This window comes from Devosia sp. (assembly GCF_028290625.1).
GTDB lineage: Bacteria > Pseudomonadota > Alphaproteobacteria > Rhizobiales > Devosiaceae > Devosia.
In genome coordinates this window covers 75,029-90,228 of the sequence record NZ_JAQGJM010000022.1, presented here as the reverse complement: position 1 = coordinate 90,228, position 15,200 = coordinate 75,029, and the positions used below count along the sequence as shown (strand labels likewise).

Below are 15,200 nucleotides of genomic sequence, written 5' to 3'. Positions count from 1 at the left end.
CATGGCTGGAATGCGTTAGGATGTGAGAGGCCGATCCGCTGCCTTAAACCGTTGGCGCGAAAATCACGGAGCGACTGCGGTCTGGGCGTCGCCAGGTGACAAGGGCGTAAAATTCTGGCGGCGGCCGTAGTGGCGCGGCGAGGCGCCCATGACGCGCTTGAAGGCGGTGCTGAAGGCGCTTTCGGATTCGTAGCCGAGCGACAGGGCGATGACCGAAGTGGGGTCGCCCGAATGGGTCAGCCGGTCGCCAGCCAGCAGCATGCGCCAGCGCGTCAGATAATCCAGCGGGGAGGTGCCGACGGTCTGCTTGAACTTGAGGGCGAAGCTCGAGCGCGACATGCCGGTAACTTCGGCCAGGGTCTGCAGGGTCCAGCGCCGAGCCGGGTCGCCATGCATGGCGCTGATCGCCGCACCCATCTGCTTGTCGGTGAGGGCGAAGAGCCAGCCCACGCCGTTCTCGCCGCCTTCGGCCATGTGTAACCGCAGCGCCTGGAGCAGCATCATATGGGCCAGGTGTTCGGCCATCAGAAAGCCGCCCGGCTGCCGCTCGCGCAGCTCCTGCATCATGCGCTCGACCGACCAGCGCAGGGCCGCCTGGTCGGCTTCCTTGCGGATATGGACGATGGGCGGCAGCATGCCGAGGAGAATGCCGGCATTGCCACTCAGCACGAAGCGGCTGCCGACGAGGAAGAATTCGCCGCCACCATTGTGGCGGGCGATGCCTCCCTCGCGCGCGGCAGCAAACACTGCCTCGGCCTCGACCGATGGCAGTGCCAGGTCGCTGGCGAGGCGGAACGGCCGCCCGCCCGGCAAAAGGAAACAGTCGCCGCCTTGTAGCAGGACCGGCTCGGGCACGTCGTCGACGGAGAGCCAGCATTGCCCGGAGACGACGGCATAACACTTGATGCCGGCATTGCGGGGAAAGTGGATCGCCCAGTCGCCGCCGGCGTCGAAACCGGCCGAGATATAGCTGCGTGGCTTGAGCAGCGAAAGCACGTCGGACAGCGGGTCCATGCGGTATTCCTGGACGATTGCGAAGATATGGCGGACTTTACAGCATAGTTCGTATTTTCTCCAGCACCTATGGTGGCATCAACGGGCGGCTGAGGTGGCCCGGAACGGTGCGAAGGAGACGGACGATGCGGATATTTGTTACGGGCGGGAACGGGTTTGTGGGCTCGGTCACGGTCAATGAGCTGATCGCGGCGGGGCATGAGGTGGTGGGGTTGGCGCGCTCGGATGCGGCAGCGGCGTCGCTGATCGCGGCGGGTGCCGCGGTGCATCGCGGCTCGCTCGAAGACCTCGATAGCCTGCGCCAGGGCGCGGCGGCGGCGGACGGGGTGATCCATACGGCGTTCAACCACAATTTTGCGACTTATCTCGACAATTGCGCGGCGGACCGGGGAATTATCGAGGCGCTGGGTTCCGCGCTGGTCGGCTCCGACCGGCCGCTGATCGTGACGGCGGGGACAGGATTCTTGCAGGAAGGCCAGCGTGCGCCCGATTTCACCGCGCATCCGCGGCTGACCACGGAGGCGGCGGCTGCGGATATGGCGGCGCAGGGTGTGCGGGTGTCGGTGGTGCGGCTGCCGCCGTCGGTGCATGGGCAGGGCGATCATGGTTTCGTGCCGATGATCATTGCGTCGGCACGCGAGAAGGGCGTTTCGGCTTATATCGAGGAGGGGCTTAACCGCTGGCCGACGGTGCACCGGCTGGATGCGGCAAGCCTGTTCCGGCTGGCGCTGGAGAAAGGCGCCGCGGAGGCGTGGTATCACGGGGTCGGCGACGAAGGCGTGCCGTTCCGGAGCATAGCCGAGGTGATCGGGCGGCAGTTAAATGTGCCGGTCGTGGCCAAGACGCCGGAGGAAGCGCCGGAGCATTTTGGTTTCCTGGCGCGGTTTGCGGGCATCGATGTTCCCAACTCGAGCGCCAAGACGCAGGCGGCGCTGGGGTGGAAGCCGATGCAGCCGGGGCTGCTGGCCGATCTTGAGCCGGGGTATTATTTCGAGCAATGAAGGCGTTGGCTGGGGGTCGAGGACCCCCAGCGTATGCCGGTCGGGTTCCGCCCTAGGGCAGGGTGTGGCCGGCGGCGGTGAACAGGCGGTACCATTCCTCACGGGTCAGGGGGACGGCGGAGCCGGCGGCGGATTCGACGACGCGGCTGGCCTTGGTGGTGCCGAGCACGACCTGGATATTGGCCGGGTGACGGGTGATCCAGGCGACGGCGATACCGGTCGGGGTCACCCCGTAGGATTTGGCCAGCTCGTCGATGACGTCGTTGAGCTCGGGGAAGTTTTCGCGGTCGCCGAGGAAGACGCCGTCGAAGAAGCCCTTCTGGAACGGCGACCAGGCCTGCAGCGTCATGTTGTTGAGACGCGAATAGTCGAGCAGGCCGACATCGCGGGTGATCGACTGATCGAGTCCGGCCATGTTGGCGGCCACGCCCTGCGCGATCAGCGGCGCGTGGGTGATGCTGAGCTGCACCTGGTTGACGATCAGGGGCTGCTTGACGGCGCTCTTGAGCAGTTCGATCTGGCCAGGCGTGTGGTTGGAGACGCCGAAGTTACGAACCTTGCCGGAGGCTTTGAGCGTTTCGAACGCCTTGGCGACATCCTCGGGCTCGACCAGCGTGTCTGGGCGGTGCAGCAGCAGCAGGTCGAGATAATCGGTCTTGAGCGCGGCAAGCGAGCCATCGACCGAGGCAAGGATATGCTCGGACGAAAAGTCGAAATAGCCCTTGCGGATGCCGACCTTGCTCTGGATGACGACTTGCTCGCGCTCGGCCGGAGCCAGGGTGATGGCCTCGCCGAAGCGGGCCTCGCACAGGTGGCGCTCGCCGCCATAGATATCGGCATGATCGAACACGTCGACGCCGGCATCGCGCGCTGCGCCGAACAGATGCTGAATCTCGGCATTGCTCATCGCCTTGATGCGCATCAGGCCCAGGATGACGCTGGAAACGGTACGGCTGGTCTGGGGTAGTTGATAGGTTTTCATGGCTAAGCACCTCGGCGGTTGGTGGCGCGATGATTAGCACCGGAGCGGGCCAGGACGCCATGGCGGCGGACAGATTTATTGCCGCAGGCTGCGATCCGCAGCCTGTCGGTGCTCGCGCGTTTGTGCTGCTCAAAATGGCTGCATATGCGCAAATTCTGTTGCCGCCGACGAGGGCGCAGTGTACGCATTCAGACCATAGGGCGGGATGCCAACGCGCTTTGGGGCGCTGTCGGCTGCGAGGGCAAATACAGCATGACACGGCATTTCACCGCTCGGTTCGGCATGGGCATGCCGTCGGGTTTTCTCAGTGCGGCCGGTGTTATCCAAAGCTTGCGAGAGAGTGTGCGGGCATGGCTCGGGCAAGTTAATGCAGCACGGGTACGCGCCGCCTTTGCGGCGATTCTACTTGGCCTGACCGCGCCAGTTATGCTCGCCGGTGCCGGTCTGGTGGCATCTTCGACCGCGGCCCAGGCAAGCAACGTCGTTTGCACGTTCGACGCGACGGTGGCTGGAAACTCCGGCCTCAATCTGCTCTATTTTGGCAACAGCCCATCGGGGCTGGCTGCTGATACGTGTTCCAATTACTCCATAGGGCCGATCATCAGCACGCCTCAATCCAGCGGGAAGGGCGTTTGGACATTCGCCCCGGGCGGTACATTTGGCGGCACGAAACCAAATGACAACCAGATCGACTATACGCCAAATCCGGGAGCCGTCGGCACCGATACATTTACCATCCCGGCCTATGCCGAGAACGGCAATACGTATTCGTTCAATGTCACGATAACGATCACGGCTGTTGCGCCGGTGGCCAGCGACTTCACCGCCTCGGCGGTCGCCTACAATACGGGCGGTGCGGCGACGGACATCAGCGTCGCAGGGCATGTCATCAATAGTCCGACCAGCTATGCCGTGGGCTCGGCGACGACTGCAAATAACGGCTTGGTCAGCGTCAATTCCAGCGGCGTGGTGAGCTATACGCCCCCTACGAGTTTCCGGGGCAATGACAGCTTCACCTTTACCGCCACCAATGGGGGCGGCACGTCCGCGTCGGCGACCGTGACCGTCCCGGTCAACGACCCGATCATCACGGTGACGCCGACGACCTTTACCGCGGGAACAACGGGCACCGCTTACAGTCAGAGGCTGGCGCCGAGCGGAGGCGCTTCGCCGTATACGTTCTCAACCACGCTCGCTAGCGGCGCCTTGCCTGCGGGCATGTCGCTCAGCGGCAGCGGCGTGGTATCCGGCACGCCGACCGAGACCGGCTCTTTCACCTTCACCGTGACCGGCACCGACAACAGTGTCGGCACTGGTCACGCCACCTTCACCAGTTCCACCATCGCGCTGACGATCACGGCGCTGACGATCACGGCGCTGACGATCACGATCAGTCCGGGCACCCTGCCAGATGCGGCCGCCGGGGGGGACTACAATCGAACGCTGACGGCCAGCGGTGGCAGCGCGCCCTACCGATATTCTATCACTGCCGACGCTTTGCCGAACGGCATGACCCTATCGCCGGAAGGGGTGCTTTCCGGCTCCCCGCAAAGCGTTGGCAGATTCGACTTTACCGTTACCGCCACCGACAGCAGCACGAGCACGTTAAGCGGCTCGCAGTCCTATTCGATCACGGTCACCGAAGATGCGCTAATCCTCGGCAATGTCACGGTTGGCGTGCCGGGCGACAGCAGCAACAATGCCATAGTTGTCAGCGTGACAGGGTCCAATTCCGGCACCACCTTCGTCGCTACGCAGCCGGCACATGGTACCGCGACGCGACAGGACGCCACGATATTCAACTACACGCCGACGCCTGGATACTATGGGCCGGATAGCTTTACCTATGGCGCCAACACGCCGTTTGGCACAGTCTCAGTACCGGCAACCGTGACCATCAATATTGCCCCACCAGCGGCGCCGGTCGTGACCGGCACCTCGGCCTCGACGCCTTTTGCGACGCCCGTCGCGATCAATCTTTCCGGCTTTATCACCGGGGTGCGGTCCAGCATCTCCATCGGCGCGGCGCCGGCCCATGGCACGACCAGTGTCGCGGGCGAGATCGTCACATACACGCCGGCCGCGGGCTATTTCGGGACCGACAGCTTCACCTATACGGCGACGGGTCCCGGCGGAACATCGGCGTCCGCTACGGTTGGGGTGACCGTTGGGGCGCCTGCGGCCCCTGTCGCTGCGGCCGCTTCGGCGTCGGTGCCGCACAATACGGCCCAGGCCATCAACCTGGCGGGCTCGATCACGGGGGTGCATACGAGCATCGCCGTCGGCGTTGTTCCGGCCCACGGTGCTACCAGTGTTGCCGGTGATGTCGTCACTTATACGCCGGCGGCGGGTTATTCGGGTGCCGACAGCTTCACCTACACGGCGACGGGTCCTGGCGGCACTTCGGCTGCGGCGACGGTGAGCCTGACCGTCGCCTCGGGAGCGGTATTCACGCCGGCCCCGGGTCCGCTGGCCAATGCCATGGCTGGGGAGCACTATTCGCAGACCATCTCGGTCATGGATGGCACGGGTTACACTGTGTCGGGTGGCACATCGCCGTCGGGGCTCATGCTTGGTAGCGCTGGCACGTTGGAGGGAACGCTGGCCGCCGGTTCGGCCGGCACATACCACTTCACGGTCACAGCCAACATTGGCGGCTTTCCGGCGTCGGCGAGCTATGAGTTGATTGTCTTGCCGAGCGCCGTGACCGCGGCCGACAAAGTGGTGACTATTCAGCCCGGCGCGACGCCGCTGCCCGTCGATCTGACGGCGGGGGCAACCGGCGGGCCGTTTGTCGACGCAATAGTGGGCACCGTCACGCCGCCGCAGGCCGGTACGGCCGAGATCATCATGGGCGATGTCGCCTCGATCGATAGCGTGTGGTCGCACAAGTTCTATCTCAAGTTCCATCCTAATCCGGCCTATAGCGGCACGGTTCTGGTGGGCTATACGCTGATCGGCGCCACCGGTTCGAGCAGCGCCACGGTGCAGTTCATCGCTTCGCTCGATGCCAATGGGGTGGCCAATAATTTCGACCACCTGATCAAGGATTTCGTGCAGGCTCGGGCGAGCCTGTTGGCCAATGGGGTCGATACTCCCGGCCTGCGGCAGCGGCGGGGGATGGGGGCGGGGACGAGCCCGGGCGTCGTCAATATCTCGCCGTCCGACAGTTCTGTCACCATGAACTTCGCCTCGAGCCTTGCGCAATTGCGCTCCTGGGGCGAGGCGGGGGATGCGGCGGGCGCGCTGGCGCAGAGCGATCCGGCCGAGGCTATGCCGTTCAATTTCTGGATCGACGGCACGGCGACGCTGCACTTGCGCAGCGACGATGGCGACGAGCATTGGGGCCGGTTCGCCCTGGTCTCGGTGGGCGGCGATTACCTGGTCAATGACAAGCTGCTGGTCGGATTGGCGCTGCATGCCGATTTCATGGATGATATCGCCGATACCACCACGATCGAGGGCACGGGCGTTCTCATTGGCCCCTATGTGTCGGCGGAAATCGTCGACGGAGTGTTCCTCGATGCCAGCGTCTATTACGGGCATTCGTGGAACGATGTGGATACCTCGATCTTCGACGGGTCGTTCGAGACCGAGCGGCTGCTGGCCAAGGCGAGCCTGGAGGGCCAATGGGCGCTCACCGAAGCGCTGACGCTGCGGCCCAAGGCGACGGCATTCTACCTGCGCGAGGCCACCGGCCAATATACGGTGACCGACGGGCTGGGCAGCGCCATCACCGTAGCGGGGTTCACCACTGACCAGTTGCGGCTCTCGGCGGGCGGCACGCTTGAATACACGATGAGCCTGGGCGAGGGGCTGAGCATTACACCCTATCTGGGCGCGCAACTCGGCCTGTCGCTGAGCCACCACGATGAGGCGACTGTGTTCACCGCGCTCTCGACCGGGTTCGACCTGACGGGACTGGGAAGCTGGACCCTCGGCGGCGCGATCGAGGCGGACCTGGAAAGCGATGGCCTCAAGGCGGTGTCAGCAAAGGCAAACCTGAGCGCCGGCTTCTAGAGCCGGCGCCTGTTGCCGGCTCAGATCAAGGCCAGGCCGGTGCGGAAGCGGGCGGCGTTGGCGACGTAGGTATCGGCGGATTTGCGCAGGCGCGCGATGGCGGCGGCGTCGAGCATGCGCACCACCTTGGCGGGGCTGCCGACGATGAGGGCGCCATCGGGGAATTCCTTGCCTTCGGTGACGAGGGCACCGGCGCCGACCAGGCTATTGTTGCCGATGCGGGCGCCGTTGAGCACGATGGCGCCCATGCCGATCAGGCTGTTGTCGCCCACGGTGCAGCCATGCAGCAAAGCGCGATGGCCGATAGTGCAGCCTTCGCCGAGGGTGACGGGGAAGCTCGGATCGGTGTGCATGATCACGTGCTCCTGCACATTGGTGCGCTCGCCCACCACGATCGGCTCGTTGTCGCCGCGCAAGACGGCGCCGAACCAGATGCCAACCTCGCGGCCCAGCCTGACGCGGCCGATCACCGTGGCATCGGGGGCGATCCACAGGCTTGCTTCGTCGTCAAATTGAGGCGTGATGCCATCGAGGGCAAAGATCGGCATGGGTGGTTCCTCGGCACAACGTCTTCGAGCATCGTCCCCGGATGGTTCCGATTTGTCGAGTGGCCAATAGGATGACGGGCAGCGGTCGTCGTTTTCGCGTTTCGCTTTTCCGGGCGTGCTGCGGTAAGGTTGGGGCATGGGAGACAATATGCAGCGTACAGAGCAGTTCGAGTTCACCGTCGAGTCCTACAACACCAATCCGCTGGGCCGGCCGCAGCAGACGGAGAGCCAGTGCGTCACGGCGGCGACCCCTGAGGCGGCCGCGGCCAAAGTGCTGCAGGAGCAGTTGTTCCGGATCGGTAATGTCGAACGGCTGCGGGCCACGGTGTGGCGGCTGGATGCCGAAGGCCAGCGGGTGGAAACCAAGCTTTATTTCAAAGGCTGATCGGTCGGGACCGTCACGCCGAATTGCTAGGGCAGCGGCGGGTCTTTGCAAAACTAATACCACTTTGTGACCACTTGCTACCAAAGCAATACCAGCCGGAGGTGTTGTCCCGGTGGCTGGCGTGCTAAAACGATAGCGTCGTCAAAGCCTTGGCCGCGGCGTTCGGCCTCGGCTCGGCGTCGGATTAATTTGCACAAATGACAAAGTGGTCATCTTGACTTGGCTGGGCGTTGCAACTCTGATTGTGGGATCGGTCCCACACGGGACGAGGAGCGGCGATGGCGACGATCACCGATGTATCCAAAAGGGCTGGCGTATCGCGCTCGACAGTGTCGCGCGTCGTCGCCGACAATGGGTATGTGTCGGAGGAGAAGCGTCAGGCGATCCTTAAGGCGATTACCGAATTGGGCTATCGGCCCAACACCATGGCGCGTGGTCTGCGTTCCAACCGCAGCAACATTATCGGCGGTGTGGTGGTGAACGTCTCGAGCCCGTTCTATGCGCAGATGGTGGGCGGCACGCAGGTGGCCTGCCGGGCGGCGGGCAAGTCGCTGTTGGTCACCTCGGGACATGCCGAAATCGAGGCGGAGTCGCGAGCGATCATCGAATTGCTGGATCGGGCCTGCGACGGGCTGATCCTTTATCTCGAAAATCCGATCCGGGCCGATGTGCTGGATATCCTGCGCAAATCTGGCGTGCCGGTGGTGACCATCGGGGGCGACGATTGTCCGGTAGCGCGGGCCCATATCGCCATCGACAATTTCACCGGGGCTCGCGAGGCGATGCGGCACCTGCTGGCGCTGGGACATCGACGGATAGCGCATCTCAGCGGCGGGCTGATCTATCGCGACAGCCGCGAGCGGCTGCGCGGCATCGAGGCGGCGCTGGGCGAATATGGCATGACGCTGAGCGATATCCGTGTTGAGTATGGCGAGTTCGAAGAGCGGTTCGGATTTGCCGGCACCGAGACGTTGCTGGGTTCGGGCGAGGATTTTACCGCCATCTTTGCCGGTGACGACGACATCGCGGCCGGCGCGCTGCTGGCGCTGAAACGCCATGGCAGGCGCGTGCCCGAGGATGTCTCGCTGATTGGGTTCGACGACAATTTTCACGCGCGGCATTTGACGCCGGCGCTGACCACGGTGCGGCAGCCGGTCGGCGAGGCGGGGCAATTGGCGGCGAACCTGCTGCTGCAATTGTTGGCCGGGGAGAAGCTCGAACACACTGAAATCACCGTGCCAACCCAGTTGGTTTTGCGCGAAAGCGTGGCACAGCCTCGGCTGACCGAGGTGATGAAGGAGACCGCCTGACCACGCTGCCTGCGGGCAGCCAAACCGTGTCGCGCTGCTGAGGGGCGCGCGGCCCGACGCCATAGTGGCGAAACCTTAGTTCGTTTCTGGGATCGATCTCACACAGGGAGTGCAAGATGAGCAGGACATTGATGATGCTGGCCGGCGCGGCGTTGCTGGGCACGGCTTTGACCACGGGAGCGCAGGCCGAAGTGATCATTCGCCTGGCGCCGGTGCATACCGACGCCATGGTGGAAAACTACAACCCGTACAATTATTCGGGCCCACAGGCCTATGTGCAGGATTTCGCCTACGAGCCGCTGTGGATCTACAATGTGTGGCATCCCGACAATGATTTTCCGGGGCTGGCCACCAGCTTCGATATCGCGCCGGACCTGATGAGCGTGACCTATCACCTGCGCGAAGGCGAGAAGTGGAGCGATGGCGAACCCTTCACGGCCGACGACGTGGTGTTCACCTATAACTATGCCAAGGCGCATCGCGACTATCCGGTCGGCTTCGACTTTTACGACGAGGCGCAGCAGAGCGGCATCCTGACCGGAGTCGAGAAGATCGATGACCACACGGTCAAGTTCCTGCTGCAGCATCCGGATTCGCTGGCGCATCTGAATATCGGCTCGATCTTCCCGCTGCCGGAACACATCTGGAAGGACGTGCCGGACCCCAAGAATTTCGCCAATCCGAACCTGGTGGGCACCGGGCCGTTCACGCAGGTGCGCGATTTCTCGCGCAATTCGTTCAAGCTGTGCCGCAACCCGAATTATCGCGAGAACGCCACCAATACGATCGACTGCATCGAATATCCGCAACTTTCAGACAACCTGCAGGTTATTGCGGCGATCACCAATGGCGACCTCGACTGGGCGACGGACGGCATCACCGATCCGGACATCACCTATACGCCCAAGAGCCCGGACAACCATTATTGGTTGCCCGCCGACGCGGGCACCAACCTGCAGCTCAACACCACCAAGGCGCCGTTCAATAATCTGGAATTCCGCAAGGCGATGTCGATGGCGATCGACCGCGAGACGCTGCTGGATATAGCCACGTTCGGGCTGACCAGCCCGGCCAAGTATCCGATCGGCGAGGGCATGTTCTACAAGGACTGGATCGATGATGCGGCTCTGGAGCCGTACGCGTACCTTTTGAACTACGATCCCGATGCGGCCAAGAAGGTGCTGGACGATGCCGGGTTCGTCGACAAGGACGGCGACGGCTGGCGCGACAATCCCGACGGCACGCCGATCGCCTTCAAGATGGCAGTGCCGTCCGGCTGGGACGACTGGGTCAATACGCTGCAGACCATTTCGGAAAACCTGGCCGATATCGGCGTTAACGCCAAGATGGAGACGCCCGAGGAAGGCGCCTGGTTCGAGAATATTCCGACCGGCAATTTCGACGTCTACATCATGTGGACCAATCTCTCTTCGACGCCGTGGTTCACCTATCACTCGATGTTCAACCCCCGCACGATGACGCCGGGCACGCTCAACGAGCAATCGATGCACCAGATGCGTATCCCCGAAATCGAGGCCGATCTCGATGCCATCAGCGGCACGGCCGATGTGGCGGTGCAGAAGGCCAAGGTGACCGAGATCATGACCAAGGTGGCCGAAAACCTGCCGGTGATCACGCTGTTCTCCAACCCGGCCTGGTACGAATATTCGACGCGTAACTTCACCGGCTGGCCCGACGCGGACAATCCATGGGCGCGGCCGAACAATCCGGCCGGCGTGCATGAGCGGGTCAAGGTGTTGCTGAGCTTGAAGCCGAAGGCGGCGCAGTAGGCGAGCGCATAAGGTCCCCTCACCCTATCCCTCTCCCCGGAGGGGCGAGGGGACCGATCCAGTTCGTGGCAGGTTCGGCGATCAGCCGCTGAACAGGCTCCCTCGCCCCTCCGGGGAGAGGGTGGGGTGAGGGGTACGGGCAGCAACCGCGACCGACAAAGGTAGCAAAATGGCATTTCTAGCACGAAGATTGGGGTTCTATTTCGCGGCCTTCATGGTGGCGATTACGCTCAATTTCTTTTTGCCGCGCTGGATGCCGGGTGATCCGACGACGCGCATCTTCATGGCGCTGCGCGGCAAGATGCGGCCCGACCAGATGGAGATGTTGAAGAAAGCCTACGGGTATGACGGCTCGCTGCTCGAGCAGTATGGGCAATATCTGTGGAAGCTGCTGCATCTGGATTTTGGCATCTCGACGGTCAATTTTCCCGAGCCGACTTCCAGTCTCCTATTTTACGCCGCGGGGTGGACGCTGTTCCTCGTTGGCGTCGCGACCTTCCTGTCGCTTGGCATCGGGTTGGTGATGGGTATCTATTCGGCCTGGCATCGCGGCGGGTTCTTCGACAGCGTGTTCACGCCCATCAATGTGATGATGAATGCCTTCACCCCGGCCGTGGTGGCGCTGCTGCTGTGGTATGCGTTTGCGCTGGAATGGGCGGTGTTTCCGCTGGGCCGGGCGCATGACATCAACCTGGTACCGGGGTGGAATTGGGAGAGCGCGGTCAGCATCTCGTGGCACGCCGTGCTGCCGGTGCTGTCCATCGTACTGGTCAATTTCGGCTCGTGGCACCTGGGCATGCGCAACACCATGATCAATCTCCTCAACGAAGACTTCGTGGTGCTGGCCAAGGCCAAGGGGCTGTCGGACCGGCGGGTGCGCTATCGCTATGTGGCGCGCAACGCCATCCTACCGCAGATCACCTCGCTGGCCCTGTCGGTGGGGTTCGTGTTCGGTGGGGCGTTCATTTCCGAGGTGGTGTTCAACTATCCGGGGCTGGGCAAGTTCACCCTCAATGCCATCGAGTCGCGTGATTACACCTTCATCCAGGCGCAGCTGACGCTGCTCACCTGTAGCGTGCTGATCGCCAACCTGATTTCAGACGTGCTCAACGTCATCTTCGATCCGCGCCTGCGCACGTCGGGAGGGCATTAGCATGAGCGAATTGACCGAAAACGGGGCGTTCGTCGCCATATCGGTGAGCGCGACCAACGGTAATCCGGCGCCGACGCTGGATGCGTTGATGGGCGAGCTCAAGATCAGGCGGCGACCGGGATTCTTGCGGCGGTTTCCCTCTGGAGTGCAGACCTTCCTGACCAATGGCAAGGGCGTGGCGGGGCTGATCATCCTGACGGTGTTCGTGGTGATGGCGGCTTTGGCGCCGCTGCTGTCGCCCTATGATCCCTATCGGCGGGCGGGCAAGCCGCATGTGCAGCCGGGGGTGGAGCACTTTCTGGGCACTTCGCGGCAGGGCAAGGACATTTTTAGCCAGCTGCTGGAGGGCGGACGGACCAGCCTGACCGTGGGGTTCATCGCCGGCATCAGCGCGACGCTGATCGGGCTGGGCGTGGGGATTTCGGCCGGCTATTTCGGCGGCAAGGTCGACGAGGTGCTGACCTTTTTCGTCAATGTGGCGCTGGTGCTGCCGGCGCTGCCGCTGATCATTGTGCTGGCCTCCTTTGTCGAGGAGGCAAGCCCGACAATTATCGGCCTGGTTTTGGCCTTTACCGGCTGGGGCTGGAGCGCGCGCACGATCCGCACGCAGACACTGTCGATCAAGAGCCGGGAATTCGTGCTGGCAGCCGAGCTGATGGGCGAGAAAAAGTGGCGCATTATCGTGCGCGAGATCTTGCCGAATATGAGTTCGTTCGTGGTCGGTGGCGCCGTGCTGGCGACGATCTATGGGATTTTGGCGGAAGCGGCGCTGGAGTTCATCGGGCTGGGCAGTCCGAGCTCGGTGACCTGGGGGACGATGCTGTATTGGGCGCAGCGGTCGCAGTCGCTGCAGACCGGGGCATGGTGGGAAGTGTGGCCGCCGGCAGTGGCGATCATGGTGACCGGTGCGGCTTTGGTGCTGATCAATTTCGGCGTCGACGAGATCACCAGCCCGCAATTGCGCGCCGCGCGGCTGAGCGGCCGGATCAAAAAATTCCTCAAGCGCCGGGGAAGGTCCGTCGATGTTTTCTGAGACCCTGATGGAGGTTCGCAACCTCACCGTCGACTATGTGGGTGAGACCTCGATCGCACGGGCGGTCAACGGGATTTCCTTCGATATTCGCAAGGGCGAGGCCTTCGGGCTGGCTGGCGAAAGCGGCTGCGGCAAGTCGACGGTGGCGTTTGCGCTGGCGCGGCTGACCCGGCTGCCGGGGCTCGTGAGCGGCGGCACGGTAAAATTCGAGGGGCATGACGTATTGCAATTCGACAAGGCGCGGCTCAAGGCCTATCGCTGGCGCGAGACCAGTTTCGTGTTCCAGAGCGCCATGAATGCACTCAATCCGGTGATCCCGGTGGCCGAACAGATTATGGATGTGATCGAGACGCACCAGCCTGAACTGGGCAAGCGGGGCGCGCGAGCGCGGGCGATCGAAATGTTCGAGCTGGTGGGAATCCCGCCGCAGCGGCTGGACGATTTTCCACATCAGTTCTCCGGCGGCATGCGGCAGCGCATCTGCATCGCCATTGCGCTGGCGCTCAATCCCAAGCTGATCATCATGGACGAGCCGACCACGGCGCTCGACGTGGTGGTGCAGCGCGACATTATCGAGCAGATCGTTGAGCTGAAAAGCCGGTTGGGTTTTTCGGTGCTGTTCATCACCCACGACCTGGGGCTGATGATCGAATTCTGCGATCGCATCGGGGTGATGTATTCGGGCGAACTGGTGGAGGTCGCGGCGGCGTCGTCGATTTTGACCACGCCGCAGCATCCCTATACGCGGGCGCTGGGCAATTCGTTTCCGCCGCTGACCGGGCCACGGCAGCGGCTGGAGGGGATTGCCGGCTCGCCGCCCGATTTGCGCGCGCTGCCACAGGGTTGCCGGTTTTCGCCGCGGTGCAGCCGGGCGATGGAGGTTTGCGGGCAGGTGGCGCCGGAGCTGCGATATTATCCACAAAGCGAGGGGCAGGCCGCATGTCACTTGCTGCAGTAGAATTGGACACGCCGGTGATGCCGGCCGGCCGAACCGTGATCGAAATGCACAATGTCACCGCCGAATTCGTGCTGGGTGGCGCGTTCTTCGGGCAGGTGGTGTTGCGGGCGCTGTCGGGCGTGTCGCTGAAGCTAGTGAGCGGGCGGGCGCTGGCGCTGGTTGGCGAGTCGGGCTCGGGCAAGAGCACCTGTGCGCGCATGCTGGCGCGGGTGTATTCGCCGCAGAAGGGCAAGATCACCTTCGAGGGCGAGGACATTTCGGCGTTCAAGGGGCGGCGGCTGGATCAATACCGGTCCGACGTGCAGATGGTGTTCCAGGACCCGTTTGGCTCGCTCAACCCCGTGCAAACCGTCGGCTATCATCTGGAGCGGCCGATACGGTTGCATCGGCCCGATTTGCGCGGCGCGGCGGTGAATGCGGAAATGCTGGGGCTGCTGGACCGGGTTGGACTGAAGCCCGCTGCCGATTACCTGGCGCGACGGCCACATGAACTGTCGGGCGGGCAGCGGCAGCGCGTAGCCATTGCGCGGGCGCTGTCGGTACAGCCGGTGGTGCTGCTGGCGGACGAGCCGACCTCGATGCTCGACGTGTCCGTGCGGCTGGGGATTTTGAACCTGCTGGAAGACATGAAGGTGCAACGTAACCTCGCCGCGCTCTACATCACCCATGATATCGCCACGGCGCGCTATTTTGCCGAGGACACGGCGGTGCTCTATGCCGGGCATCTGGTGGAGCAGGGGCCGAGCGAGGAGATTACCGGGCGGCCGCAGCATCCCTATACGCAGCTGCTGATCGAGGCGGTGCCCAATCCGGCGCGCAAGATTTCGACCACGCGGACACGCCGGGCGACGGATATTCCGCTGTGGACCAACAAAAGCCAGGGCTGCCCGTTCGTGTCGCGTTGCCCGCGCGTCACTGCCATCTGCAAGCAGGTGATGCCCGATCCAGTCTTTGTCGGCGCGTCGCATAGCGTGCGTTGCCACCATATTTGAAATTATAGGAGCCT

Annotated in this window: 12 protein-coding genes; 9 read left to right on the top strand and 3 right to left on the bottom strand. The window is 63.3% G+C overall.

The window, feature by feature from the left end; all coding sequences use genetic code 11:
• Positions 1-63: 63 nt before the first annotated feature.
• Positions 64-1,014 (bottom strand): AraC family transcriptional regulator, encoded by a 951-nt coding sequence (locus JWR51_RS12535; protein ID WP_299747869.1) that lies wholly within the window; start codon positions 1,012-1,014, stop codon positions 64-66.
• 125 nt (positions 1,015-1,139) lie between these two features.
• Here JWR51_RS12535 and JWR51_RS12530 point away from each other — a divergent pair, with 125 nt between their 5' ends.
• Complete coding sequence (locus JWR51_RS12530; protein WP_299747867.1) at positions 1,140-2,015, top strand: SDR family oxidoreductase; 876 nt, start codon at positions 1,140-1,142, stop codon at positions 2,013-2,015.
• A gap of 52 nt (positions 2,016-2,067) precedes the next feature.
• On the opposite strand, the gene JWR51_RS12525 is transcribed toward JWR51_RS12530, so the two are convergent.
• Entirely contained in the window at positions 2,068-2,997 is a 930-nt protein-coding gene (locus tag JWR51_RS12525) for an aldo/keto reductase (protein ID WP_299747865.1), read from the bottom strand.
• Positions 2,998-3,249: 252 nt separating this feature from the next.
• Here JWR51_RS12525 and JWR51_RS12520 point away from each other — a divergent pair, with 252 nt between their 5' ends.
• Positions 3,250-7,017, top strand: coding sequence for an Ig-like domain-containing protein (locus JWR51_RS12520; RefSeq protein ID WP_299747863.1), 3,768 nt, complete (start codon positions 3,250-3,252; stop codon positions 7,015-7,017).
• 20 nt (positions 7,018-7,037) lie between these two features.
• On the opposite strand, the gene JWR51_RS12515 is transcribed toward JWR51_RS12520, so the two are convergent.
• Positions 7,038-7,565 (bottom strand): gamma carbonic anhydrase family protein, encoded by a 528-nt coding sequence (locus JWR51_RS12515; protein WP_299747861.1) that lies wholly within the window; start codon positions 7,563-7,565, stop codon positions 7,038-7,040.
• A 148-nt stretch (positions 7,566-7,713) separates the two neighbouring features.
• Here JWR51_RS12515 and JWR51_RS12510 point away from each other — a divergent pair, with 148 nt between their 5' ends.
• From JWR51_RS12510 to JWR51_RS12480, 7 genes are all read left to right on the top strand, one after another.
• Positions 7,714-7,950, top strand: coding sequence for a hypothetical protein (locus tag JWR51_RS12510; protein ID WP_299747859.1), 237 nt, complete (start codon positions 7,714-7,716; stop codon positions 7,948-7,950).
• 278 nt (positions 7,951-8,228) lie between these two features.
• Positions 8,229-9,260, top strand: a complete 1,032-nt coding sequence (locus JWR51_RS12505) for a LacI family DNA-binding transcriptional regulator (RefSeq protein WP_299747857.1) — start codon at positions 8,229-8,231, stop codon at positions 9,258-9,260.
• 116 nt (positions 9,261-9,376) lie between these two features.
• Complete coding sequence (locus tag JWR51_RS12500; RefSeq protein WP_299747855.1) at positions 9,377-11,050, top strand: ABC transporter substrate-binding protein; 1,674 nt, start codon at positions 9,377-9,379, stop codon at positions 11,048-11,050.
• A 169-nt stretch (positions 11,051-11,219) separates the two neighbouring features.
• Positions 11,220-12,203: an ABC transporter permease gene (locus tag JWR51_RS12495; protein ID WP_299747853.1), complete on the top strand. Its 984-nt coding sequence runs from the start codon at positions 11,220-11,222 to the stop codon at positions 12,201-12,203.
• 1 nt (position 12,204) lies between these two features.
• The gene (locus JWR51_RS12490; protein ID WP_299747851.1) at positions 12,205-13,236 is read left to right on the top strand and encodes an ABC transporter permease; all 1,032 of its coding nucleotides are present in this window, start codon (positions 12,205-12,207) and stop codon (positions 13,234-13,236) included.
• Complete coding sequence (locus JWR51_RS12485) at positions 13,226-14,194, top strand: ABC transporter ATP-binding protein (protein WP_299747849.1); 969 nt, start codon at positions 13,226-13,228, stop codon at positions 14,192-14,194. The genes JWR51_RS12490 and JWR51_RS12485 overlap by 11 nt, the downstream gene beginning before the upstream one ends.
• Complete coding sequence (locus JWR51_RS12480) at positions 14,176-15,186, top strand: ABC transporter ATP-binding protein (RefSeq protein WP_299747847.1); 1,011 nt, start codon at positions 14,176-14,178, stop codon at positions 15,184-15,186. Before JWR51_RS12485 ends, JWR51_RS12480 begins: the two co-directional genes overlap by 19 nt.
• Positions 15,187-15,200: the final 14 nt, after the last annotated feature.

Coding starts and splice junctions, on each gene's coding strand:
- JWR51_RS12535 (WP_299747869.1), bottom strand. CDS start 1,014: ATGGACCCGCTGTCCGACGTGCTTTCGCTGCTCAAGCCACGCAGCTAT.
- JWR51_RS12530 (WP_299747867.1), top strand. CDS start 1,140: ATGCGGATATTTGTTACGGGCGGGAACGGGTTTGTGGGCTCGGTCACG.
- JWR51_RS12525 (WP_299747865.1), bottom strand. CDS start 2,997: ATGAAAACCTATCAACTACCCCAGACCAGCCGTACCGTTTCCAGCGTC.
- JWR51_RS12520 (WP_299747863.1), top strand. CDS start 3,250: ATGACACGGCATTTCACCGCTCGGTTCGGCATGGGCATGCCGTCGGGT.
- JWR51_RS12515 (WP_299747861.1), bottom strand. CDS start 7,565: ATGCCGATCTTTGCCCTCGATGGCATCACGCCTCAATTTGACGACGAA.
- JWR51_RS12510 (WP_299747859.1), top strand. CDS start 7,714: ATGCAGCGTACAGAGCAGTTCGAGTTCACCGTCGAGTCCTACAACACC.
- JWR51_RS12505 (WP_299747857.1), top strand. CDS start 8,229: ATGGCGACGATCACCGATGTATCCAAAAGGGCTGGCGTATCGCGCTCG.
- JWR51_RS12500 (WP_299747855.1), top strand. CDS start 9,377: ATGAGCAGGACATTGATGATGCTGGCCGGCGCGGCGTTGCTGGGCACG.
- JWR51_RS12495 (WP_299747853.1), top strand. CDS start 11,220: ATGGCATTTCTAGCACGAAGATTGGGGTTCTATTTCGCGGCCTTCATG.
- JWR51_RS12490 (WP_299747851.1), top strand. CDS start 12,205: ATGAGCGAATTGACCGAAAACGGGGCGTTCGTCGCCATATCGGTGAGC.
- JWR51_RS12485 (WP_299747849.1), top strand. CDS start 13,226: ATGTTTTCTGAGACCCTGATGGAGGTTCGCAACCTCACCGTCGACTAT.
- JWR51_RS12480 (WP_299747847.1), top strand. CDS start 14,176: ATGTCACTTGCTGCAGTAGAATTGGACACGCCGGTGATGCCGGCCGGC.